This is a genomic window from Galactobacter valiniphilus, from assembly GCF_003575975.1.
Taxonomy (GTDB): domain Bacteria; phylum Actinomycetota; class Actinomycetes; order Actinomycetales; family Micrococcaceae; genus Galactobacter; species Galactobacter valiniphilus.
Genome location: NZ_QQXK01000017.1, coordinates 52,257 through 72,834, shown reverse-complemented (window position 1 = coordinate 72,834; position 20,578 = coordinate 52,257). Strand labels below are relative to the sequence as shown.

Sequence of the window (20,578 nt, the reverse complement as noted above, 5' to 3'; positions counted from 1 at the left end):
CAATCACCACCGCGGCCACACATCACTCAAGGGCTCCACCCCCGCCAGCCGCGTACCCAACCTGGCGGGGCAATACAACTAGGCGCGTGGCGCGGTGTGTTCGTGTTGGTTCCGCCGCGAAATCGTTTCCAGATGAAATGATATTCTGGCTGGGATGAGCACCCACGAATTACCCCGTGCCCAACGCACCTCCCTCGCGTACCTGAGCACCATCGTCTCCAGGCTCGGGCTCGAGGGCCTGACCGAGATCATGTCCGCCGAGGGGCTCAGCCGCAGCCAGTTCACCGTGGTGAGCGCTCTCGCCGAGTTCGGGCCGCTGACGCAGGGCGAGCTGGCGGACCGAACCAACCTCAACCGCGGGCACCTCGTGGGCTACCTCGACCAGCTCGCCGCCCGCGAGTTCCTCACTCGGACTGCGGATCCGCAGGACCGCCGGCGCAACATCATTGAGCTCACCGAGGCGGGCCGGGCCTTCACGCGCCGGGTCACGGCGGCCGAGGCGGAAAACGAGGAGCGCACCTTCGCGATGCTCACCCTCGGTCAGCGCGAGCAGCTGCGCGTGCTGCTGCGCGCCGTGATCGACGGCGAGACGCCGGACGCCGCGGAGCCGCGAGCATGAGCGGCCACGTCGCGCGGGTGTGGAACCACACCGTCACGTGGGGCCCGGCGCTGCCAAGCCTCGGCGCCGCCACGCGCGTGTGCCTCGCGGCGGGGCTGCCGCTGGCGCTCCTCCTGGCCACGGGCCACCTGAACTGGGCGCTCTACGCCGGATTCGGCGGCTTTGCTGCCTTGTACGCGAGGTACGACGACGACGCGCGCCCCCTCTGGCAACAGGCGAGCGCGGGTGCCACGCTCCTGGCCGCGATGCTACTCGGAACCGCTGCGTCGGTCATCGACGCCCCGGTGTTCGTGAAAGCCCTGGCGCTGGCGTTCGTGGCGTGGGGCACCAACCTGATCTCGTCCGGCCTGCGCTGGGCCCCGCCCGGCCCGATCTTTGCCGTCTTTGCCGCGGGTGCCTGCCTCTCGGTCCCGGCGACGGCCTCGTCCTTCCTCGCCGTGCTCGGCGTGGGCGGCGCGACCGTGCTCTGGAGCCTGCTGCTGGCTCTTGGCATCGGCGTGGTGCGCCGGGGTGGCGTGAGCGCCGTTCAGCTGCGGGCCGCCGCGCCGGGCTGGGATCCGCTCCCGCTCTCGGGCGGGCGTTCCCTTCTCATGGGGCTCTCCGCGCTCGTCGCCGGCCTGGCCGCCCATGCTGTGCTTGGCGGGCACTGGTACTGGGCCAGCCTCGCGGCGATCGCCGCGGTCATGGGAGCTGACGCACACTCCCGCGTGGCCCGCGGCGTGCAGCGCTTCCTCGGTACTGCGGTGGGCGTGGTGCTGGCGGCCGGGCTCTTTGCGCTGCAGCTTCCGGCCTGGGCGCTGCTCGTGGTCGTGATCGTCATCCAGGGCTTCGTGGAGCTGCTCATCCTGCGCAACTACGGTGTGGCGATGGGCCTCGTGACGGTCTTGGCGCTGTCCATGATCCACCTGGCCAGCCCCGCGGGGAACGCAAAGGAACTCGTCCTGGACCGCCTCGCCGAGACCGGCTTCGGCGCCATCATTGGCATCGCGCTGGCCGTGGGCCTGGGAACTGTCGTGAGGGCCCGACGACGCCGCGAGGCCAAGTAGGCGGTGGCGTCGACTGTCCCGGGGGACGCCACCGTCCGGAAACTGAGCCGCTAGGGTAGGACCACCGTGCACCCTTCTCGCCACGCAAAGGACGATGGAATGTCACAACCGCTTCCCACGAATCAGCCATCGCTCGGGCTCGCCCGGCTCCGTTTGCCCGCTGCAACGGCGGGGCTCTTGATCTTTTCTCCGGTGATGATCGCCGCCGGAGCTTTCATCACGATCGCCATGCGCCCGTTCACCTCGACGATTGCCAAGAGGGAGGGCGACGCCATCGCGATGGCGTGGTTCGGCCTCGTGCTTCTCTGCCTGGGCGTCGTCTTTCTGACCGTCGGGCTGGCGGCCGTCAGCGTCCGGTCCATGCTTCAGCGACAGACGGACCTTCTCCTGCACGCGAGCGCCCCGAGTAACGATCCGGCTTAGGCCGGAGCGTCAGCGGGGTGCGAGCTCCTCGAGACCCACCGCCGGAACATGGATCCAGCCCTCGCGGCGGGCGCGCTCGACGTGCTCGGTCGGCGGGCCCTGCGTTGAGCCGAGGTGTGCGGCCCAAGCCACCAGCGCGCTGACGAGAGCGTCGAGGGCGTCGTCGTGCGCCACGGCGAGGTCCGCCTGCTGGGAGCTCAGCTCCAACCACGGCGCCGCCGCGCGAATCGAGGCCACGAGTTCCGCACGCCGCTGGCGCCCGGCCTCGGGGTGCTTATACGAGGCGCCCGCCGGGAACCAGGTGATCAGGGCGGCGGCCGGGTAGACCTCTACAAGGGCGGCGTAGCCGTCGCGCGGCGAGGGGCCCAGCTCATCCGCCCACGCGGTCTGCAGTACGGCGGCCCGCATCGCCACGCGCGCGATCTTGTCGGCGGAGACCGAAAGCGGCAGCTTGCGCAGGCGCGCATGGATGTCCCGATCCGTCTCGCGGAAACTGAGCCGGTCCATGCCCGCCTTGCCCTGAAAGCGGCACAGGCTGCCGGCATCGCCGGTGCGCTGGGCTTCCAGGAACTCCAGGAAGTCGTCGGGCCAGCCCAGGGGCGCGTCCATGCCGATCTTGGCCGCGCCGCGCGTTGCCTCCAGCAAGGTGGCGTCGTCCGCCCCGAGGGTCAGGCGCTCAACACGGACCCGCTCACCGTCCTCCACGAGGACGCAGAGACCGGTCTTGGGCGCCTGAGCGGCGAGATCGATGCCCACGATGCGAACGCTCACGGCTTCAGGCTTTCAGCAGCTCCGCCGTGCTCACCACGGTGGCGAACTCGCCGTCCAGGTTCGTGGCGGTGATCCGCGCGAGCTCCTCGGCCGGGACCACCGTGCCGTCGGGTGCCGTGCGGTCGAAGGTGTGGGTCGCGTCCAGCGCGAAGTAAGTGTCGTAGCCGAGGTTTCCCGCCATGCGCGCGGTGGTCTCGCAGCAGTGGTTCGTGGTGATGCCGCAGATCACCACCTCGCTCAGCCCCTCGCGCTGCAGCCACGCGTGCAGGTCGGGCTCCCCATAGAAGGAGGAGTTGACGCACTTGCCCACCACGAGGTCGGCCGGGCCGTCGATGCCGTCCTTGTACTCGTGACCCGGCTGTCCGGCCGCGAGCGGTGAGGCGGGGTTGTCCGAGTCGTGGTGGACCAGGACCACGGGCCAGCCGCGTTCGCGCCAGCGCACCAGCAGCGCCTCGATGTTTGCCTCACACCCCGGGTTGTTCCGCGGGCCCCAGAAACCGGCGTCGTCGAAGCCTCGCTGCACGTCGATGACGATGAGCGCGGGGCGGGTGAGCTTCACCTGGGGGCGGGTCATGCGCGCCACGCTACCTGGGCAGCGTGGCGCGCACCCCCTACGCCGAGATCCCCCGCAACACGATCTCAATCGCCGCCCTCACCCGCTCCGCGTACCCCGGTACGCCCCACTGCCCGCGCACCACAAACTGGTAGTAGTGCACGCCGTTGAGCAGATCCACGGTCGCCTCCAGGTCAACGTCGCAGCGTAGCTCCCCGGTGGCCTGGGCCCGGCGCAGGCGCTCCAGCAGGGCCGTCCGCCGCCGGGAGACGTGCCGCTCCCAGTACTGCCGCTGCAGCTCCGGGTCCTGCAGCCCCAGGACCAGCCGCCGGTAGATCAGGCTGCGCTGCAAAGCATCCACCTGCTCCACCCCGGAGGCGTACAGCTCCACGAGCGACTCGCTCAGCGGCAGCTCCTCGGCCGGGATGGGCGGCTCGCTGCGCACGTGATCCAGCGCCGCCACGACGAGCGCCCGCTGGTCCGGCCAGCGGCGATAGATCGCCGCCCGGGACGTCCCGGACGCTTCCACCATGGCGCCGATCGTGATCGGCTCGCCCGCCGGGGTGGTTGCCAGCAAATGCACGACGGCGTCAAGCACCTTGGTCTCGAGGGCCTTGTCGCGCGGGCGGCCGGGGCGGCGCCCCGCCGGGTCCGCGGCACCGGGCGCGGCGCCGACCACGCTGGCCGGCGAGGCGGGGCCGGAACCCGGCCGGACGCCGTCGTGCACGGAGACCCCCAGCGCCTCAGCGGCCAACGAGCCGCTCCACCAATGCGCCCTCCAGGGCGCCGTCCAGCCCGGCCGAGCGCAGCAAGCGCACCAGCCCGGGAGCCCCGTCCAGCGCAGAGAGCGTCGCCGCCATCGCCTCGGGGTGCGCGCCCATGAGCGGGTGATCGGCCGGCGGGATGAGCGAGCGGTCCACGCCGGGAGAGACCGGCCCGCTGCCCCAGCGGCCCATGATGCTCGGCATGTTGGCGTGGGTGAGGGCGTAGTCGGCCACGATCTCCTCCTCGGGCGTGCCCAGCAGGGAGAGCACGGCGGCGGCCGTCATGCCCGTGCGGTCCTTGCCGGCGGCGCAGTGGAAGAGCGTGCCGCCCGGCGCCTCGGCGATGACCCGCAGGATCCCCACGAGCGCCCCGGCGTAGCCGCGGATCGAGGCCGCGTACCAGCCGCCCACCTCTTGCGCCGTGGAGATCTCGCGGAAGGATCGTGCCACGGAGGCCGGATCGGCGGAGGCGTCGGAGAGCGGGAGGTGGTGGCGGGCCAGGCCCAGCACGGCGTCGTGCCCCGGTCCGGTGGCCTCGACCTCCTGCGCCGAGCGCAGGTCCACGATCGTGGAGAGCCCGGCCTCGCGCAGCCCGGCAATCTGGGCCAGGGGAGCCACGGTGACGTCGTCGGCGCGCCACAGGGCGTGCTCGCGGACGGGCTCGTGGGCCGTGGGGATGCCTGCGAGGGAACGAAGGTTGGCCAGCGGCGACGCGGCGAGGGTGGCGTTCACGAGAGCTTCTTTCGGATGAGCGCGCTGGCGCGATCGATGATCGTCACGAGCACGATGATGGAGAAGATGATGGCGAACATGTGCCCGTAGTCGTACAGGCGCATGGCGTTGGTCAGTTCCAGACCGATGCCGCCGGCGCCCTCGAGGCCCAGAACGGTGGCGCCGCGGACGTTGCCCTCGAAGAGCAGCAACGTGTAGCTGACCAGGAGCGGGCTGGCCTGCGGGAGCACGCCGTAGGTGATGACCTGCCCGCGGGAGGCGCCCGTGGAACGCAGGGCGGCGAGCGGGCCGGTGGGCACGGCCTCCATGGCCTCGGCGTAGACCTTGCCGATGGAGCCGATGGCCCCGACCATGATCGCGAGCACGCCGGCGAACGGGCCCAGGCCCACGGCGGAGACGAACATGAGCGCGAAGATCAGCTCGGGGACGCTGCGCAGCACGTTGAGCACGGAGCGCGTGGAGTAGTAGAGCCGGCGCGGTGCGATGTTGCTCGCGGCGCCGAAGGCCACCGCGAGGGAGAAGAGCGCGCCGAGCAGGGTGCCGATGATCGCCATCTGCAGGGTCTCGACGAGCAGCTCCACGATCACGCCAAACTTGGCGAAGTTCGGCGGCCACATGCGCGCCAGGTAGTCGCCCACCTTGGGCACGCCGTCCACGAGCTTCTCGAGGGAGAAGCCGGCGCCGCCGAGCGACCACACCACCACGGCGGCGACCACCACGAGGCTCGCGATGCCCGCCAGGCCCGGGGCCTGGAAGGGGCGGGAGAGCTTGAGGCGGTCGGCCTCGGTGAGCTGGGGCAGCCTCCCGGAGGAGGCCTGGCTTTGGGTGAAGGGCGCTTCAGTGCCCGACGGCGCGGGCTCACCGGAGGTGAGCCCCTCGCGCCGGGTGCGGGGCTGGGTGGGGGCGCTCATGCTGTGGCCTCCTGGCCTGCGTTGGGCTGGGACTCGGCCGCTGCGTCGTCGTCCTCTGGGCTGCCGTAGATGTCGGCGACCATGTCCTCCGTGAGGGAGGCGACGGGGCCGGCGTGGGTGATGCGGCCGGCGTCGAGCGCCACGAAGCGGTCGGCGTAGCGGCGCGCGAGGTCGACCACGTGGAGGGAGACGATGACGGGGATGCCGTCCTCGTGCGCGATCTTGCGCAGGAGCGAGAGGACGGAGCCCGCCAGGCGCGGGTCGAGCGAGGCGACGGGCTCGTCGGCGAGGACCAGGCTGGGGCCCTGCATGAGCGCGCGGGCGATGGCGACGCGTTGCTGCTGCCCGCCGCTGAGGGAATCGGCGCGGGCGGAGGCCTTGTCGGCCAGGCCCACGCGGGCCAGGAGGGCGAGGGCCTGCTCACGCTGGGCCCGGCTGAAGAGGCCGGCGCGGCTGAGCGGGCCGGCGGAGTGGAGGCCGCCCGTGAGCACGTTGGTGAGCGCGCTGAGCTGGGGGACCAGGTTGAAGTGCTGGAAGACGTAGCCCGTGCTGGCGCGAACGGCACGCAGGGTGGCGGCGTTGGCGCCGGGGATGTCGGTACCGTCCACGGAGAGCTGGGTGGCGGTGGCCGGGGCCAGGCCCGTGACGGCCTTCATGAGCGTTGACTTGCCGGAGCCGGAGTGGCCCAGAAGGGCGACGACCTCGCCGGGGCGAACGTCCAGGGTGAAGTCGGAGAGGGCCGTGTGGCCGTTCTTGTAGGTAACGGAGAGGTCCTTGGCGACGAGGACGGGGGAGTCCAGGCGCTGCCCGTGTGCTGCGGTGGGGGTGGGGCTGCCGGTTGGCCGTGCGGGCGTGGCGGTGCGGCGGGCGCTCGTGGTCAGGCTCATCGCATGTCCTCGAGGTTCACGCCGGCGGCCTCGGCCACGTCGTAGAGCGGCTGGTAGACGTCGGCGCCGGGCTCGATGACGTAGTCGGTGAGGCCGCCGAGCAGGGTGAGGTCCTTGTTCCCGGACATCTTGGTGGCCAGCTCGTTGGCGATTTTGGTGCGGGTCTCCGCGTCCAGGTCCTTGTTGACCACGATGGAGACGCCGAGCGGCAGCGGGTCGGTGGCGCCGATCTCCTGGAGATCGGAGGCCTTGATGGCGCCGGCCTCGATGATGCGGTCGGCGATCGAGGAGCAGGCGACGTCCACCGAGTGGTTGGTGAGGGCCAGCAGGGCGGAGTCGTGGCCGCCGGCGAAGGTGGACTGGTAGTCCTTGCCGTCCTCGAGGCCGGCCTTCACGAACATGGCCTTGGGCATGAAGTAGCCGGTGGAGGACCCCGGGTCCACGAAGGCGACCTTCTTGCCCTTCACGTCCTCAAGCGTGTTGATACCCGAGCCGGGGGAGGAGTAGCAGTGGGAGGCTGGTTTGTCCCCGGGGGACTTCCACACGATGAGCGCGTCCACCGAGCCGTTCTTGACGGCGAGGGAGGTGGCGAAGGGCGACATGAGGGCGACGTCAACGTGGCCCTGGCGGACGGCCTCGACGACGCCGAGGTAGTCGGCGGGGGTTTCCTGCTTGACCTCAACGCCCGCGGCCTCGGCGATGTAGCCCTTGACGAGCTCGGTCTCCTTCCCGAGCTCGCCGTCCTCGGTGCCCGGCGGCATGGCGAAGACGAGCTCGGTGGGCTTCTGGTTGTTGGCGTTGGAGGCGTCTGCGGAGCCGCCACAGGCGGAGAGGGCGGCGGTGAGGGGGAGTGCCGCGATGGCCAGGAAGGCCAGGGAACGGCGGGACTTGGTGGAATGGAGGGCTGCGGGGGTAGCCACTGGGGGAGTCCTTTCGGCGGGTGCCGTGCCCACCGAGTGGCGGGCACGGCACTACCGAAACAGGCGTTCTCGTATTCGAATTACGAGAACGGTGGACTCCACATGAACAGCTCCGGCCGTCCCAACCGTGCGAGTCTGCAGAAGCTAACGAGCAGGCCCGTGGTTGATGTCGGCCTCATTGCTGACCCCATGATGTAATCAGCACGTCACCCGCAAGCCACGGAACGGAACCCTGTGAAGATCTCCAACATCCACATTCGAAATTTCCGGACCTTGTACGACGTATCTGTGGAGTTCGAGAACTTGACGTCGTTCATCGGGCCCAATGGAGCGGGAAAATCCACGGTATTACTGGCTCTTGACTGGTTCTTCAATGGGCGCCCAGGAACACTATCTGTTGCCGACTCAACGCACGGCCATGCGGCCGACCCGATTGAAGTCGAGGTATCCTTTTCGTCGCTCACGGCGCGCGATAGAGACGAGCTGGGCAAGTACGCGCCTATTGGCACGGATACATTCACTTGTTGGAAGCGTCGAAACGTAGACGGAAGTGAGTCGCTATCGGCCAACGCAAAGTCCTTTCCGCCGTTCGCGGAGGTACGGTCCGCTCGGTCGGCTGTGGACAAGAAGTCCGCTTATGCGAAGATCCGGGCCGAGCGGCCAGACCTTGACTTGCCGATAGCCACTACAGTGCAGGCAATTGAAAGCTCGATGACTGTATGGGAAGCAGCAAATGCATCGCTGCTCGAGGACTCTCCCGAGGCGTTGCAGACCAATTTCTTCGGATTCAATAGCGGCGGAAAGATGAGCGGACTTTTCGACTTCGTGCTCGTAAGCGCCGACCTTCGAGCCTCAGAAGAGGCATTGGACGTCAAAACCAGTGTGATCGGGCGAATTTTGGAACGAACAGTTGACAGATCTGCTGCCGATGCAGAAATCGAGGCAATTGCAAATGCAAGTCGGACCCAACAACAGCAAGTGTTCGAGGAGAGATTCGGGCCGAAGCTGAAACAGGTATCGCAGGATTTAAACACTGCCTTAGGGCGTCTCGCTATGGGCAAGCATGTTTCGCTTAGGCCGGGGCTAGTGGAAGCTAAGCCGGTGCGAATGCCGTTCGAAGTTGAAATTGGCCGGGCCGAGAGACCCGCAGGCGAGAAGACTCAGGTCGAACGTGAGGGCCATGGATTTCAGCGAACGCTTTTGGTGACCGCGCTTCAAGTGTTGGCAGCTTCCGGATCCGCAGGTAATCATGGAACAATTTGTTTGGCCATTGAAGAGCCAGAGCTGTATCAGCACCCGATACAGGCCAGAGCTTTTGCGCGCGTACTTCGTGACTTGGCCGAGGGAGACTCGGCTGACATGCAAGTCGTTTTTGCCACTCACAGCGAGGTCTTTGTTGAAGCCGAGAGGTTCTCGGAAGTTCGGCGGGTTGATATCCATGGCTCGAATGAATACACCGGAATTCTGTCGGCCTCGCAGACTCGCGTCCGCAGGCGCGTGCAGGGTTTTGTGGAAGACATGCGGTTTGATGCTCAATTCGCAGGACTATTGACAAACACGCTGTCTGAAGCGCTTTTCTCGGAGCGAGTTTTGCTTGTTGAAGGCAGTACGGATAGGGAGGTGCTGTACGGGATCGGAGATCGAACGACTGTTGGTAGATACGAGGCGGCAGGGCTTTCAATCGTTCCAGTTGGAGGCAAGGGAAATCTCATTTTTGCTCACGCGATACTCAGTGAACTCGGAATTCCGGTGTTCACGCTCTTCGACGGTGACGTTGGAAGTGAGGCTCGCGGTCGAAGCAAGTCTCTCAGTGAGAAGCAAATCAGCTCGACTCGCGCAAACAACGCCACGCAGAACAGGAACGTTCTGGCCTACTTCGGGATGACGGAACAGGATTTTCCGGAGTTCGAAATTGGTAGCGAAGTTGCAGTGCTTCCGGACCGTATTGAATCAACGCTGGAAGAGCTTTGGCCGGGCTGGGATGCTAAAAAGACAGATCTGGAAATGGCAACGGGCCTTGAAGCAGCGAAGAATTCCAGGCTTTACCGTTTGGCAACCCAGCAAGCCGCTGGACCTGTCCCGGATCAACTTTTGGAGATCTTGGACCATGCTCTCGGTGTCTGCCATCGAAGTGGCTGCGAGGGCGTCAAATGAGGGCCCTCCGCGTAACGGATCTGTCCCGCCGACTGGCGGTTGCGATACCGGCAAAGCTGGATTTCGATTTCGCCTGCAATCGTGGACATAGTTTCGGCGAGTACCATGTGCACGGTGTAATCAACGAAATACTTTGCGCCCAAGTTGATTCTTCGGACTACACTATCGAGCCCAATTTTCCGGCGTTCGCAATCCAGAAGCAAAATAGTCGAGGCATGAGAGCGATTGATTTCGCAATTGCGCGCCGCATGCCCGACGGCTCTCGGCCACTGGGGACGCGAGCCGATCCGGTGGACATCGCAGTCGAGGTCAAATGGGCGAAGTCGTCATACTGCACTCCCATGAATGTTTTGTCCGACCTAAATCGGCTGAGTCTGATTGTTGATGCAGGTGAGGCTAAGGCGGGCCTTCTCGTTGTCGCCGGCCCGAGGCGAGACGTTATCAAGTTGATGAAGAGTCCGGAGTTTCACCCCTCGGAGAGTCATTACCAACGGCCGCTCGCGATGAGTGCTCTTGACACCGCGGTCACCTGTCACACGCGTATTAGCTCGCACTTGCGAAAGTACTTGAACCCGAAAATGCGTCGAGCGTTGGAAGAGAATGGGCCGATCGCGGATTCTTTTCGCACGCAGCAAGTTCGCCCTTGCATCAGACAAGATGATGATTGGCGAGTTCTGGTGTGGCGCGTGGGATAGGGCGCAGTCTGGGGCTTTCCAGGCTCTCACGTGCCAAGATGGACGGGTGACGACTACCCCCTTCACCCCTCCTCCGTCCGATCGCCCCCGCCGCATCGTGGTGCTTGGCTCCACCGGCTCGATCGGCACGCAGGCGCTGGACATCATCAAGCGCAACCCCGAGCTCTTTGAGCTCACGGCCCTGGCGGCCGGCTCCAACGCGCGGGAGCTGGCTCGCCAGGCCGTTGCGTTTAGGCCGCCCGTCATCGCGCTGGCCGGCGCCGAGGGGATGAGCGTTGAGGACGTCCGCGACGGCCTCAAGCTGCACCTCGCCGGCGCGAAGGAGGAGGCGCAGCACGGCTACGTGGAGGTCAAGGACGTCGGGGACCTCACCGTGGATCCGGACGAGGCCAACGCCTACGAGCCCCAGATCCTCGTCGGCCCGGACGCCGCCACCGAGGCCGCGGCCCTGCAGGACGCGGACGTGGTGCTCAACGGCATCACCGGCTCCATCGGCCTGGCCCCCACGCTCGCGGCGCTGGACGCCGGCCACCTCCTGGCGCTGGCCAACAAGGAGTCCCTGATCGTGGGTGGCGCCCTGGTGAAGGCGCGCGCGGCCCAGGGGCAGATCGCCCCGGTCGACTCCGAGCACTCCGCTCTCGCCCAGGCCCTGCGCTCCGGCACCCCGGACGAGGTCGCCAAGCTCGTCGTCACGGCCTCCGGCGGCCCCTTCCGCGGCAAGAAGCGCGAGGAGCTCAAGGACGTCACCCTGGCGCAGGCGCTCAATCACCCCACGTGGGATATGGGCCTCATGGTCACCACCAACTCGGCCACCCTGGTCAACAAGGCCCTCGAGGTCATCGAGGCGCACCTGCTCTTCGACGTGCCGCTGGAGAGCATCGAGGCCGTGGCCCACCCGCAGTCGATGATCCACTCCATGGTGGAGTTCGTGGACGGCTCCACGATCGCGCAGGCCTCTCCGCCGGACATGCGCCTGCCCATCGCCCTCGGCATGAACTGGCCCCGCCGCGTCCCCGGCGCCGCCACCCCGAACAACTGGGCGAACCCGGACACGTGGACCTTCGAGCCCATCGACCACGAGGCGTTCCCGGCCATCCAGCTCGCCATTGAGGCGCAGCAGACCAGCCCCACGCACATGGCCGTTTACAACGCTGCCAACGAAGAGGCGGTGCACGCCTTCCACGACGGCAAGATCGGCTTCCTCGACATCGTGGACACCGTGGCCTCCGTGGTGCACGAGTACCACCCGGACGCCATCATCGGCACCGGCCCGGTCACCATCGACTCCGTCCTGACCGCCGAGCGCTGGGCCCGCGCCGCCGCACGCGCCCGCTGGGCCGTCAACCCGCGCCCGGGGATCGCCGTCTGCCCGCCGGACGACGCCACCTGGGCCGCCATGAGCGACGAGGAACGTCGCAACTACGGGCCCGACACCACAGCCCAGTAACAGCCACCGCCGGTAGGCTCACCCCAGCCCGCGCCCCGCGCGGGCGACACCGCCCGAGCCAACCACCCGCCGTCGGGCATTGAAGAAGAACTCACTGAAGGACGCTTGATGTTCGAAACGATCCTGGCCTACGTGCTGGGTGCGCTCATCATCCTGCTGGGCATCGGCCTCTCGATCGGCCTGCACGAGGTGGGGCACCTGCTGCCCGCCAAGAAGTTTGGCCTGCGCGTGCCGCAGTACATGGTCGGTTTTGGCCCCACGATCTTCTCCAAGAAGAAGGGGGAGACCGAGTACGGCATCAAGGTGCTGCCGCTGGGCGGCTACATCTCCATGGTCGGCATGTACCCGCCGGCCAAGGACGGCACGGTCAAGACCTCGCGTTCCGGCTTCTTCCAGAACCTCTCCGACGAGGCCAAGCGCGTCGAGGCGGAGACGTTGCAGCCGGGGGATCGCGGGCGCCTGTTCGTTGATCTGCCGGTGTGGAAGCGCATCGTGATCATGCTCGGCGGGCCGTTCATGAATCTGATCCTGGCGTTCGTGTTCTTCTCGATCGTGCTCGTTGGGTTTGGCACGTCCACGGCGACCACCACGGTCTCCGAGGTGTACCAGTGCGTGCTGACGCAGGAGCAGCAGGCCGCGCGCGGATCCTCCGATAGCGCCTCGCAGACGTGCCAGGCGGGGGACACCCCGGGCCCCGCGTACGCGGCCGGGCTACGCGCCGGCGACGTCATCACGTCGGTGGACGGGCGCCGCGTCTCCCAGACGGAGTGGGACGCACTGACCTCGGCGATCCAGGCGAAGGCCGGTGAGCCGATCGCCGTGACCTACACACGCGACGGCGCGGAGCACTCCACGACGCTGACGCCCATTAAGACCTCGCGCCCCGTGGTTGACCGCCTGGGTCAGGCCGAAAAGAACGCCGACGGCTCGGTGAAAAGGGCCGACGTCGGGTTTGCCGCCATTGGCTCGACGGTCGCCACCCTGCCCAAGCCCATCTGGGAGGTCCCCGCGTTTGTCGGTGAAAACGTGAAGGCCGTGGCCGGCGTGGTCATTGACCTGCCGGCGCGCGTGATCGGCGTGGCCAAGGCCGCGTTCAGCCCCGAGGAGCGCGACCCGAACGGGCCGATGTCGATCGTGGGTGTGGGCCGCCTGGCCGGCGACATCACCGCCATGGACACCGTGTCGGTGAAGGACAAGGTGGCCTCCTACCTGTCGCTGCTGGGATCCCTGAACATCGCGCTCTTCGTGTTCAACCTGATCCCGCTGACGCCGCTGGATGGCGGGCACGTGGTCGGCGCGCTGTGGGAGAAAGTCCGCAAGACCTTCAACCGCGTGTTCAAGCGCAAGGATCCGGGGCCGGTGGACATCTCCAAGCTGCTGCCCGTGACCTACACCGTGGCGGCGCTGATGCTCGTGATGGGCGTGATCCTGATCTATGCCGACATTGTGAAGCCAGTGACGCTGGGGTAGCAGAACGGCCGCGTCGAGACCCTTCGGGGACTCGACGCGGCCGTTCTTTCTGCACGAGCGCGACGGGTGAGAGCGGAGCTCTAGTCCTTCAGGACGTCCTCCTGCAGCTCGATGTCGCTCACCACGCGTCCGTCCTGCCGCGGAGTGATCCAAGCTTCCAAGGTGAAGCCCTGCGCCAGCGCCTCGGCGAGGTATTCATCGCGCACCTGCTGGGACAGCTCGTGTTCCCGGGCCAGCAGCCAGAGGTTCTCGTGGTCTGGCGTCCCGACGAGGGCCACTGAATAATCTTCGGCAACCTTCAGGACCCAGTAGTCGCCCTCGGTGAAGGGGATCCACCGCAGGAACTGGGGTAGGAAGGACACCTTGAGCTGGCCCGGTTCGCCCTCGACCGGCTTAGCGCGCCCCAGCGACTGCGAGGGGTTTCCCAGGTTGTCGTAGCACCGGTTGTCCACCTCGATGTTGCCGTCCTCCTGCAACGTGTAGGTGGCGGTGACATTGCTGGCGTTCTCGTCCTCCCACTTGAGCGGCAAGCGACCCACCTCGAACCACTGGCCCAGGTAGCGGTCGAGGTCCAGTGCAGGGACCGAATGGACAGCCTTCGTTGAAGCGTTCATGGTCTTCCTTTCGTGGCCGAACTCAGAGCGAGGGTGGTTCGCTCTCAGCGAGTACATCGGACTGTGCCGCCGGCGGCAACCCCGTGTGCTTGGCGATGCCTGGGGACGGTGCCGACTCCGCGTCGTCCTGGGCGCTCGACGGTGTCGCGTCGTCACTGCGCGGTTCCGGTACCCCCGCCGGGCGGCGGATCTCGGCCCCGATCATCCACGACTGCTGCTCCAGATCGGCGAGCAGGCCGTGCAGCAAGTCCGCGCTCGTTGGGTCGTCCTCGTCGACGCCGTCGTGCACATCGCGGACGTGCCTCGTGGTGACATCGATGGCAAGCACCACGGCGCCGATGGCGTCATGCGTGGTGATCTCGCCGGCCGGAAACTCCGGGAGCTTGCTCTGCGTCGCCACCACGGCGGCCCGACCGTCGGCCGTTGCGTGGAGCGCCCTGAGGCGCTCGGCGAGCGTGTCGGCCGCCTCGCGGGTGACGCCGACCAGCTCATCGAGGTTTCGGTGGAGATCGCGGAAATTCGCTCCAACAATGTTCCAATGCGCTTGCTTGGCCACGAGTTGCAGATCGATCAAGTTGACGAGCACGGACTGCAGGGAGGAGCGCAGGCGCTCCGGGGCGACGAATCCCTTTTCCGTGTTCTCACGGTCGGTGGAAGCTGAGCCGTACGAGGTGGGGAGCTGCTGCTGATTCACGGTGAAGTCCTTTCGTTGGGCGCGTTTGTTCGCGCGGGAGAGGGGCATGGTCAGGAGAGGATCATGGCGTCGGCTTGCCGCCGTTGACGTGCACCGTGGACCCCGTCACGTAGGAGGAACTGTCCTCGGCCAGAAACACGAAGGCGCTCGCCAGCTCTGCCGGCTGGCCGGCGCGGCCCAGCCAGGTGTCGTGGCCGAAGGTTGGCAACGCCTCGGCGGGCTGCCCGCCCGAGGGCTGCAACGGCGTCCAGATGGGTCCTGGGGCGACCGCGTTGACGCGGATTCCGCGCGGACCGAGTTGCTCGGCCAGGCCCTTCGTGAAGGCATTGATCGCGGCCTTGCTCGCCGCGTAGTCCAGGAGGTGCCCGGAGGGCGAGTAGGCCTGCACCGAGGTGGTGTTGATGATGCTGCTCCCGGGTTCCAAGTGAGCCACGGCATCCCTCGACAGCGCGAACATCGCGAAGACGTTCACACCGAAGGTGGCTTCGATCTGCTCGTCCGTCAGATCCTTGATCTCGGCGACTGAACGCTGCTTGCCCGCGTTGTTGACGAGGATGTCGAGGCCGCCCAAGAGTTCGCTTGCCGCGCCGACTAAACCATCGCGGTAACCGCGGTCAAGGAGGTCGCCGGGTAGGCGAAAAAAGCCCGGCGGGTCCTCGCCCGGAGAGCCCGCTAAGGCCGCGGCAAGCGCGTCGACATCGGGCTCTTCTACAGGGAGGTAGGACAGGGCCACTTGCGCCCCCTCGCGGTAAAAGGCGATGGCCACTGCGGCTCCGATCCCGGAGTCGGCTCCCGTGATGAGCACGCGCTTGCCGCGGAGGCGGCCGGTCCCGACGTAGCTTTGTTCACCGTGATCGGCCAGCGGGTGGAGGCGGCCATCGAGCCCCGGTTCCGGTTGGTGCTGGGGAAGTGGGCTGATCTGTGAGTAACGGGGTGCCCGGCCCGGATGGGCGTGTGCGGCATCCTGGTGCTTGGTCTTGGTGTTCACGGTGCTTTCCCCTCTTCTGGCGATGAGAGGACTCTGCGGATGATGGAAGACCGGCGTTGGGTCTTCCGAGCCCTCAGCAATCCCGACACTGTCATATCTCACAGGGGGCATCAAGTCGCGCGGCGGGGTTCCAGAGAACTGCCAGCAGGAAGTCGCCCCGGACTCAGGGGCCGAGAAGTCGCCCCAGCCACGCGCTCCGTGCGGCCACCGCCCGGCGCGACACCGCGGCCCCCGGCACCACTGCGTCGAAGCCGTGGAAACCTCCCGGCCAGACGTGCAGCTCGGTGTCCACCCCGGCCGCCAGCAGGCGCTGGGCAAACGCGATGTCCGCGTCCCTGAACACCTCGGCCGACCCCACGTCAACGTAGGAGGCGGGCAGTCCGGCCAGGTCGTCGGCAACCCACGCCGAGGCGTACGGATGCACCTCGCCGGGCTCGTCCCCGAGCAGCATCCGCCACGCGTAGGCGTTTGTCTCCTGAAGCCACGGATCCACCACGCCGCGCGCGACCGTGAATTGCGCGGCCGACGCGGTGGAACCTGTGTGATCGAGCATGGGACACACGAGCAGCTGACCCAGCAGGGCGGGCCCGCCGAGGTCCCGCGCCTGCAGCGCCACGGCCGCGGCGAGCCCAGCGCCGCCGGACACACCGGCCACGATGAGCCGGGCGAGATCCACGCCCAGCTCGACGGCGTTCGCCTCCACCCAGCGCAGAGCGGCGAAGCACGCCTCGCCACCGGCGGGCGCGCGGTGCTCCGGCGCCAGCGGGTACTCGGGGGAGATGAGGACCAGGCGGTGCTCGGCCGCCCAGCGCAGGTGCTCGGGCAGGAAGGAATCGAAGCGGTTCCCGAACACCATCCCGCCGCCGTGAAGATCCAGGACGGCGGGCAGCGCCTCGGTGAGCGGGGCGTCGACGGGACGGATCAGCGAAACCGTCATCGCGCCGTCGGGCATCGAGGGCAACCCGCGCAAGGGAACTGTGGCCTCCGTGTGGGCGAGTCCCAGCTCGGCCATGAGGGGCGCCAGCCCCGCCGCCGTGGGCTGGGCCCTCGCGCGATAGGCGGCGAAGGGCTCGGGAGAGTCGATCGCCCCGGGGAAGACGGGTGCGCCGGCGAGCAACTCGGGGTCGTACGGCGGGCGGGGCGCGGGGGAGGGGGTCATGGAATCTCCGGGGGAAGCGTGGGGCGCGGGTAGCGTGCGGCCCCAGCCTCCCACAGGAGGTGGGACGTCCTCGTGAGCCGTTCCGCGCGTGACGCGTGTCCGGCACGCTGGAGCGCGGCGGCGCAGCGGTGAAATCCTCCATGAATCCGGCCAGAAGCGCGTCCGAAAGCGCGGAGTTTGTCCGAACTCCGGGAAAACGGCCGGGGAGGAGCCGAAGAAGCGCGGCTGGGAACGCTGGAGCATCCGGAAGCACCCGTCCCCGCCCCTTCCGCCGGCTGGCCCGACCCGCCCAACGTCACCCCGCGCCGTCGTGCGCGTCCAACGTGGCCCGGGCCACTAGGCTGGGGGCCATGAGCGTCTTCCGCGTTGACTACCTGTATGCCGATGATTCCGCCCCCGCCCGCGACGAGGTGCGCCCCACGCACCGCGCCTGGCTCGCCGCCCTGGACGGCTCCGAGGCCTCCGGCGGCGTGAAGCTCATCGCCGCCGGCCCCATCGGCTCGGAGGAGGCCATGCTGCTCTTCGAGGCCGCCATCGCCGAGGACGTGAGCGAGCAGCTGCAGAAGGACCCCTTCAACGAGGCCGGCGTCATCGACCTCGTGACGGTGCGCGCGTGGAACCCGGTCACGGGTGAACTCGCTCACTACGCCTGATCCCTCACAGCTTTCACCCCGAACCGCGTGGGATCATAACCAGGTCCCATCACGGAGTTGATCCAGGAGGATCCCTTGGCTTCGGTCAATCTCGGCATGCCCAAACCCCCGCCGCCCGTGCTCGCACCGCGTCGCAAGACCCGTCAGATCCACGTGGGATCCGTGGGTGTGGGTTCGGACTACCCCGTGAGCGTGCAGTCCATGACCACCACGCCCACCACCAACATCAACGCGACGCTTCAGCAGATCGCCGAGCTCACCGCCGCCGGCTGCGACATCGTCCGAGTGGCGTGCCCCTCGGCCGATGACGCCGAGGCGCTGCCCATCATCGCCAAGAAGTCCCCGATCCCCGTGATCGCCGACATTCACTTCCAGCCCAAGTACGTCTTCGCGGCGATCGAGGGCGGCTGCGCGGCGGTCCGCGTGAACCCGGGCAACATCCGCAAGTTCGACGATCAGATCAAGGAGATCGCCCAGGCCGCCAAGGACCACGGCACCTCGATCCGCATCGGCGTCAACGCGGGCTCGCTGCACCCCAGCCTGCTCAAGAAGTACGGTCGCCCCACCCCCGAGGCGCTCGTCGAGTCAGCGGTCTGGGAGGCGTCGCTCTTCGAGGAGCACGACTTCCACGACTTCAAGATCTCGGTGAAGCACAACGACCCCGTGGTCATGGTGCGCGCCTACGAGATGCTCGCCGAACGCGGCGACTGGCCGCTGCACCTCGGCGTGACCGAGGCCGGCCCGGCGTTCCAGGGCACCATCAAGTCGGCCACGGCCTTCGGAGCGCTGCTCTCGCAGGGCATCGGCGACACGATCCGCGTCTCCCTCTCGGCCCCGCCGGTCGAGGAGGTCAAGGTGGGCCTGCAGATCCTGCAGTCGCTCAACCTGCGCGAGCGCAAGCTCGAGATCGTCTCCTGCCCCTCCTGCGGCCGCGCCCAGGTGGACGTTTACACGCTCGCGGAGAACGTGACCGAGGGCCTCAAAGACCTCACCGTCCCGCTGCGCGTGGCCGTCATGGGCTGCGTTGTCAACGGCCCGGGCGAGGCCCGCGAGGCCGACCTCGGCGTCGCCTCCGGCAACGGCAAGGGCCAGATCTTCGTCAAGGGCGAGGTCATCAAGACCGTGCCGGAGGACCAGATCGTTGAGACCCTCATCGAAGAGGCCAACCGCATCGCGGAGAGCATGAAGTCTGAAGACGAGGACGGTGAGGATCCCGTCGCCGGCGGCGCTGTGGTCTCGGTCCACTAGGTCCGCTCGCCACGACGACGCCGCGTCGGACGGTGTCCGCCTGCTCACGCAGGCGGACACCGCCGCCGTGCGCGCCCTGGTGGCCGAGGATCCCGTGGCGCATACCTTCGTGGATTCCCAGCTCGCCACCACCGGTACGGTCGCCGCCCGCTCGTCCGCCCTGTACCTGGGGCGCTTCGACGAGCACGAGCGGCTCGTCGCCGCCTGCTGGGTGGGCTCCAATGTTGTCCCCGTCTGCAGCGACGAGGACTCCGGCGCCGCCTTCGGCCGCGCCCTGCTCAAACAACGACGACGCTTCGCCTCAGTTTTCGGCCCGGCCGAGGCCGTGCGCGGCATCTGGTCCGAGCTGGCTCACGGACGCCAGCGCGCCTTCGACATCCGCGAGCACCAGCCGCTCATGACCATGACGGCGCCTCCCGCGCCCGAGCTACGCGCACACGCCGTGCGCACGGCCTGGCCCCACGACTACGACCGGCTCCTGCCGGCCTGCGCCGCCATGTTCGAGGAGGAGCTCGGCTACTCGCCGCTCACCCAGGGCGAGGCGCAGTACCGCGCCCGCGTCGACTGGCTCATCCGCGCCGGGCACGCCCTTGTGGAGACCGACCAGAGCGGCCGTATCGTCTTCAAGGCGGAGTTGGGCGTGGTGACCCCGCTCGCCACGCAGATCCAGGGTGTCTGGATGAATCCGGACTTCCGCGGGCTCGGCCTGGCGGCCTCGAGAATGGCCGACGTCGCTGCCCTCGCCTTGGAGCTCGCGCCGACGGTTTCGCTCTACGTCAACGACTACAACACCCGCGCGCTCGCCACGTACGAGCGCGTCGGCTTTGAACAGGCGGGCGAGTTCGCCACCGTCCTTTTCTGAGATTCCCCTGAGCTTCATCTGTGCAACAGTTGGTCTAACACCGTAAGGTTGCATTGGGCCCGGAAGTGGGCCATGCCTTGCCACTAGGGGGAACAATGAAGAAGCAGACCCTGGCCGCCCTCGCGGCCCCCATGACCATTCTGGCGCTGTCGCTGAGCGCCTGCGGCGGCTCGTCTGCTCCGGCCGCGAGCTCGTCCAGCGGCGCCGACGCGCCGTCGAGCTCCCAGAGCGCGGTTGCTCCGTCCAGTTCCGAGTCGGCTTCGGCCACCACGTCGACGGAGGCCACTGCCTCGGTCTCAGAGTCGTCAACCGCCGTCGCCGGAGACGACACGCTCGGCGATGCCGACGTTGACGCCGCGGCAAAGGTCTTCAAGGCGAAGTGGTCCGGGTCCCAGGTGATCGGCTCGAAGTCCGGCGCCTACAAGATGATGGCCGCTGCTCCGGCCCTTCTGGAACAGGCCGACATCAAGCCGGCGGAGTGCAAGACGCTCGCGGTGGAGGCGATCAAGGCGCTGCCGGAGGATAGCAAGCTCTCCGTTGTCGTTAACGCGCAGGCGGCCACCACGCCGGGTGCCGTGACGACGATTTCGTTCATGTCACTGGCCAACGACGCGTACTTCAAGGCAGCCGCAACCTCCGCGGCGAAGCAGGCCGAAAAGTGCAAGAACATGACCGTGGAAATGGCTGGTCAGAAGATCGAGTCGTCCACGACGACCTTCAAGCCCGAGGGGGTGAATGCTGAGCTCGTCACCGGATCCATCACCACGCAGACGATCGCTGGCACCGCCTCGTCCACGGTCAGCATCACTGCATCGCGGGGAACTGTCGGCGTCACCGCGCAGGCCACGAGCGACTCGGCCGAAACCCGCGCTAACCTCGTCAAGGCCGTCAACGAGGGCTTCGAGGCCCTCGGCGCCAAGTAAGCACCCGCTCTGTTTCGGCAGCCCGCACGTTTCAACGTGTGGGCT

General features: G+C 67.6%; 20 protein-coding genes and 1 pseudogene. 10 read left to right on the top strand and 11 right to left on the bottom strand.

What is annotated here, in order from left to right:
- The first annotated feature begins 154 nt into the window (after positions 1-154).
- The 3 genes from DWB68_RS09675 to DWB68_RS09665 all read left to right on the top strand — a co-directional run bounded on the left by DWB68_RS09675 (position 155) and on the right by DWB68_RS09665 (position 2,088).
- The gene (locus tag DWB68_RS09675) at positions 155-619 is read left to right on the top strand and encodes a MarR family winged helix-turn-helix transcriptional regulator (RefSeq protein ID WP_119424934.1); all 465 of its coding nucleotides are present in this window, start codon (positions 155-157) and stop codon (positions 617-619) included.
- The gene (locus DWB68_RS09670; protein ID WP_119424933.1) at positions 616-1,665 is read left to right on the top strand and encodes an FUSC family protein; all 1,050 of its coding nucleotides are present in this window, start codon (positions 616-618) and stop codon (positions 1,663-1,665) included. Before DWB68_RS09675 ends, DWB68_RS09670 begins: the two co-directional genes overlap by 4 nt.
- Before the next feature lie 99 nt (positions 1,666-1,764).
- Positions 1,765-2,088, top strand: coding sequence for a hypothetical protein (locus DWB68_RS09665; protein ID WP_119424932.1), 324 nt, complete (start codon positions 1,765-1,767; stop codon positions 2,086-2,088).
- Between the two features lie 9 nt (positions 2,089-2,097).
- Here DWB68_RS09665 and DWB68_RS09660 read toward each other — a convergent pair whose 3' ends face one another.
- From DWB68_RS09660 to phnD, 7 genes are read right to left on the bottom strand one after another with little or no spacing between them, the layout of a single operon-like run.
- Entirely contained in the window at positions 2,098-2,859 is a 762-nt protein-coding gene (locus DWB68_RS09660; protein WP_119424931.1) for a DUF429 domain-containing protein, read from the bottom strand.
- 4 nt (positions 2,860-2,863) lie between these two features.
- The gene (locus DWB68_RS09655) at positions 2,864-3,433 is read right to left on the bottom strand and encodes a cysteine hydrolase family protein (protein ID WP_119424930.1); all 570 of its coding nucleotides are present in this window, start codon (positions 3,431-3,433) and stop codon (positions 2,864-2,866) included.
- A 37-nt stretch (positions 3,434-3,470) separates the two neighbouring features.
- A complete protein-coding gene (locus DWB68_RS09650) occupies positions 3,471-4,166 on the bottom strand; it encodes a TetR/AcrR family transcriptional regulator (protein ID WP_119424929.1) in 696 nt (231 codons plus the stop codon).
- On the bottom strand, positions 4,156-4,908 hold the full coding sequence (locus DWB68_RS09645) for a tyrosine-protein phosphatase (RefSeq protein WP_119424928.1): 753 nt from the start codon (positions 4,906-4,908) through the stop codon (positions 4,156-4,158). Before DWB68_RS09645 ends, DWB68_RS09650 begins: the two co-directional genes overlap by 11 nt.
- Positions 4,905-5,819 (bottom strand): phosphonate ABC transporter, permease protein PhnE, encoded by a 915-nt coding sequence (gene phnE, locus DWB68_RS09640; protein ID WP_119424927.1) that lies wholly within the window; start codon positions 5,817-5,819, stop codon positions 4,905-4,907. The genes DWB68_RS09645 and phnE overlap by 4 nt, the downstream gene beginning before the upstream one ends.
- Positions 5,816-6,706 carry a phosphonate ABC transporter ATP-binding protein gene (gene phnC, locus DWB68_RS09635; protein WP_119424926.1) on the bottom strand — a complete coding sequence of 297 codons (891 nt, stop codon included), beginning with the start codon at positions 6,704-6,706 and terminating at the stop codon, positions 5,816-5,818. The genes phnE and phnC overlap by 4 nt, the downstream gene beginning before the upstream one ends.
- Positions 6,703-7,626, bottom strand: coding sequence for a phosphate/phosphite/phosphonate ABC transporter substrate-binding protein (phnD, locus tag DWB68_RS09630; RefSeq protein WP_158588275.1), 924 nt, complete (start codon positions 7,624-7,626; stop codon positions 6,703-6,705). Before phnD ends, phnC begins: the two co-directional genes overlap by 4 nt.
- 234 nt (positions 7,627-7,860) lie before the next feature.
- Here phnD and DWB68_RS09625 point away from each other — a divergent pair, with 234 nt between their 5' ends.
- The 3 genes and pseudogenes from DWB68_RS09625 (at position 7,861) to DWB68_RS09615 (ending at position 13,392) form a co-directional block, all read left to right on the top strand.
- Positions 7,861-9,780 carry an ATP-dependent nuclease gene (locus DWB68_RS09625; RefSeq protein WP_119424924.1) on the top strand — a complete coding sequence of 640 codons (1,920 nt, stop codon included), beginning with the start codon at positions 7,861-7,863 and terminating at the stop codon, positions 9,778-9,780.
- Between the two features lie 741 nt (positions 9,781-10,521).
- Positions 10,522-11,817: pseudogene (dxr, locus tag DWB68_RS09620) on the top strand (1-deoxy-D-xylulose-5-phosphate reductoisomerase); the annotation flags it as partial.
- Between the two features lie 213 nt (positions 11,818-12,030).
- Positions 12,031-13,392, top strand: a complete 1,362-nt coding sequence (locus DWB68_RS09615; RefSeq protein WP_119424922.1) for a M50 family metallopeptidase — start codon at positions 12,031-12,033, stop codon at positions 13,390-13,392.
- An 80-nt stretch (positions 13,393-13,472) separates the two neighbouring features.
- Here DWB68_RS09615 and DWB68_RS09610 read toward each other — a convergent pair whose 3' ends face one another.
- The 4 genes from DWB68_RS09610 to DWB68_RS09595 all read right to left on the bottom strand — a co-directional run bounded on the left by DWB68_RS09610 (position 13,473) and on the right by DWB68_RS09595 (position 16,847).
- Positions 13,473-14,006: a lipocalin family protein gene (locus tag DWB68_RS09610; protein ID WP_119424921.1), complete on the bottom strand. Its 534-nt coding sequence runs from the start codon at positions 14,004-14,006 to the stop codon at positions 13,473-13,475.
- Between the two features lie 22 nt (positions 14,007-14,028).
- On the bottom strand, positions 14,029-14,700 hold the full coding sequence (locus tag DWB68_RS09605) for a Dps family protein (RefSeq protein ID WP_325048560.1): 672 nt from the start codon (positions 14,698-14,700) through the stop codon (positions 14,029-14,031).
- Positions 14,701-14,761: 61 nt separating this feature from the next.
- Positions 14,762-15,688 (bottom strand): SDR family oxidoreductase, encoded by a 927-nt coding sequence (locus DWB68_RS09600; RefSeq protein ID WP_407645690.1) that lies wholly within the window; start codon positions 15,686-15,688, stop codon positions 14,762-14,764.
- A 163-nt stretch (positions 15,689-15,851) separates the two neighbouring features.
- The gene (locus DWB68_RS09595; RefSeq protein WP_119424918.1) at positions 15,852-16,847 is read right to left on the bottom strand and encodes an alpha/beta hydrolase fold domain-containing protein; all 996 of its coding nucleotides are present in this window, start codon (positions 16,845-16,847) and stop codon (positions 15,852-15,854) included.
- 350 nt (positions 16,848-17,197) lie between these two features.
- Between DWB68_RS09595 and DWB68_RS16225 the strand changes: the two genes are divergently transcribed.
- From DWB68_RS16225 to DWB68_RS09575, 4 genes are all read left to right on the top strand, one after another.
- Complete coding sequence (locus DWB68_RS16225; RefSeq protein WP_158588274.1) at positions 17,198-17,500, top strand: YciI family protein; 303 nt, start codon at positions 17,198-17,200, stop codon at positions 17,498-17,500.
- Positions 17,501-17,575: 75 nt separating this feature from the next.
- A complete protein-coding gene (ispG, locus tag DWB68_RS09585; protein WP_119424916.1) occupies positions 17,576-18,748 on the top strand; it encodes a flavodoxin-dependent (E)-4-hydroxy-3-methylbut-2-enyl-diphosphate synthase in 1,173 nt (390 codons plus the stop codon).
- The gene (locus tag DWB68_RS09580) at positions 18,705-19,610 is read left to right on the top strand and encodes a GNAT family N-acetyltransferase (protein WP_233548716.1); all 906 of its coding nucleotides are present in this window, start codon (positions 18,705-18,707) and stop codon (positions 19,608-19,610) included. The genes ispG and DWB68_RS09580 overlap by 44 nt, the downstream gene beginning before the upstream one ends.
- A gap of 95 nt (positions 19,611-19,705) precedes the next feature.
- Positions 19,706-20,533, top strand: a complete 828-nt coding sequence (locus DWB68_RS09575; RefSeq protein ID WP_119424915.1) for a hypothetical protein — start codon at positions 19,706-19,708, stop codon at positions 20,531-20,533.
- Positions 20,534-20,578 lie beyond the last annotated feature (45 nt).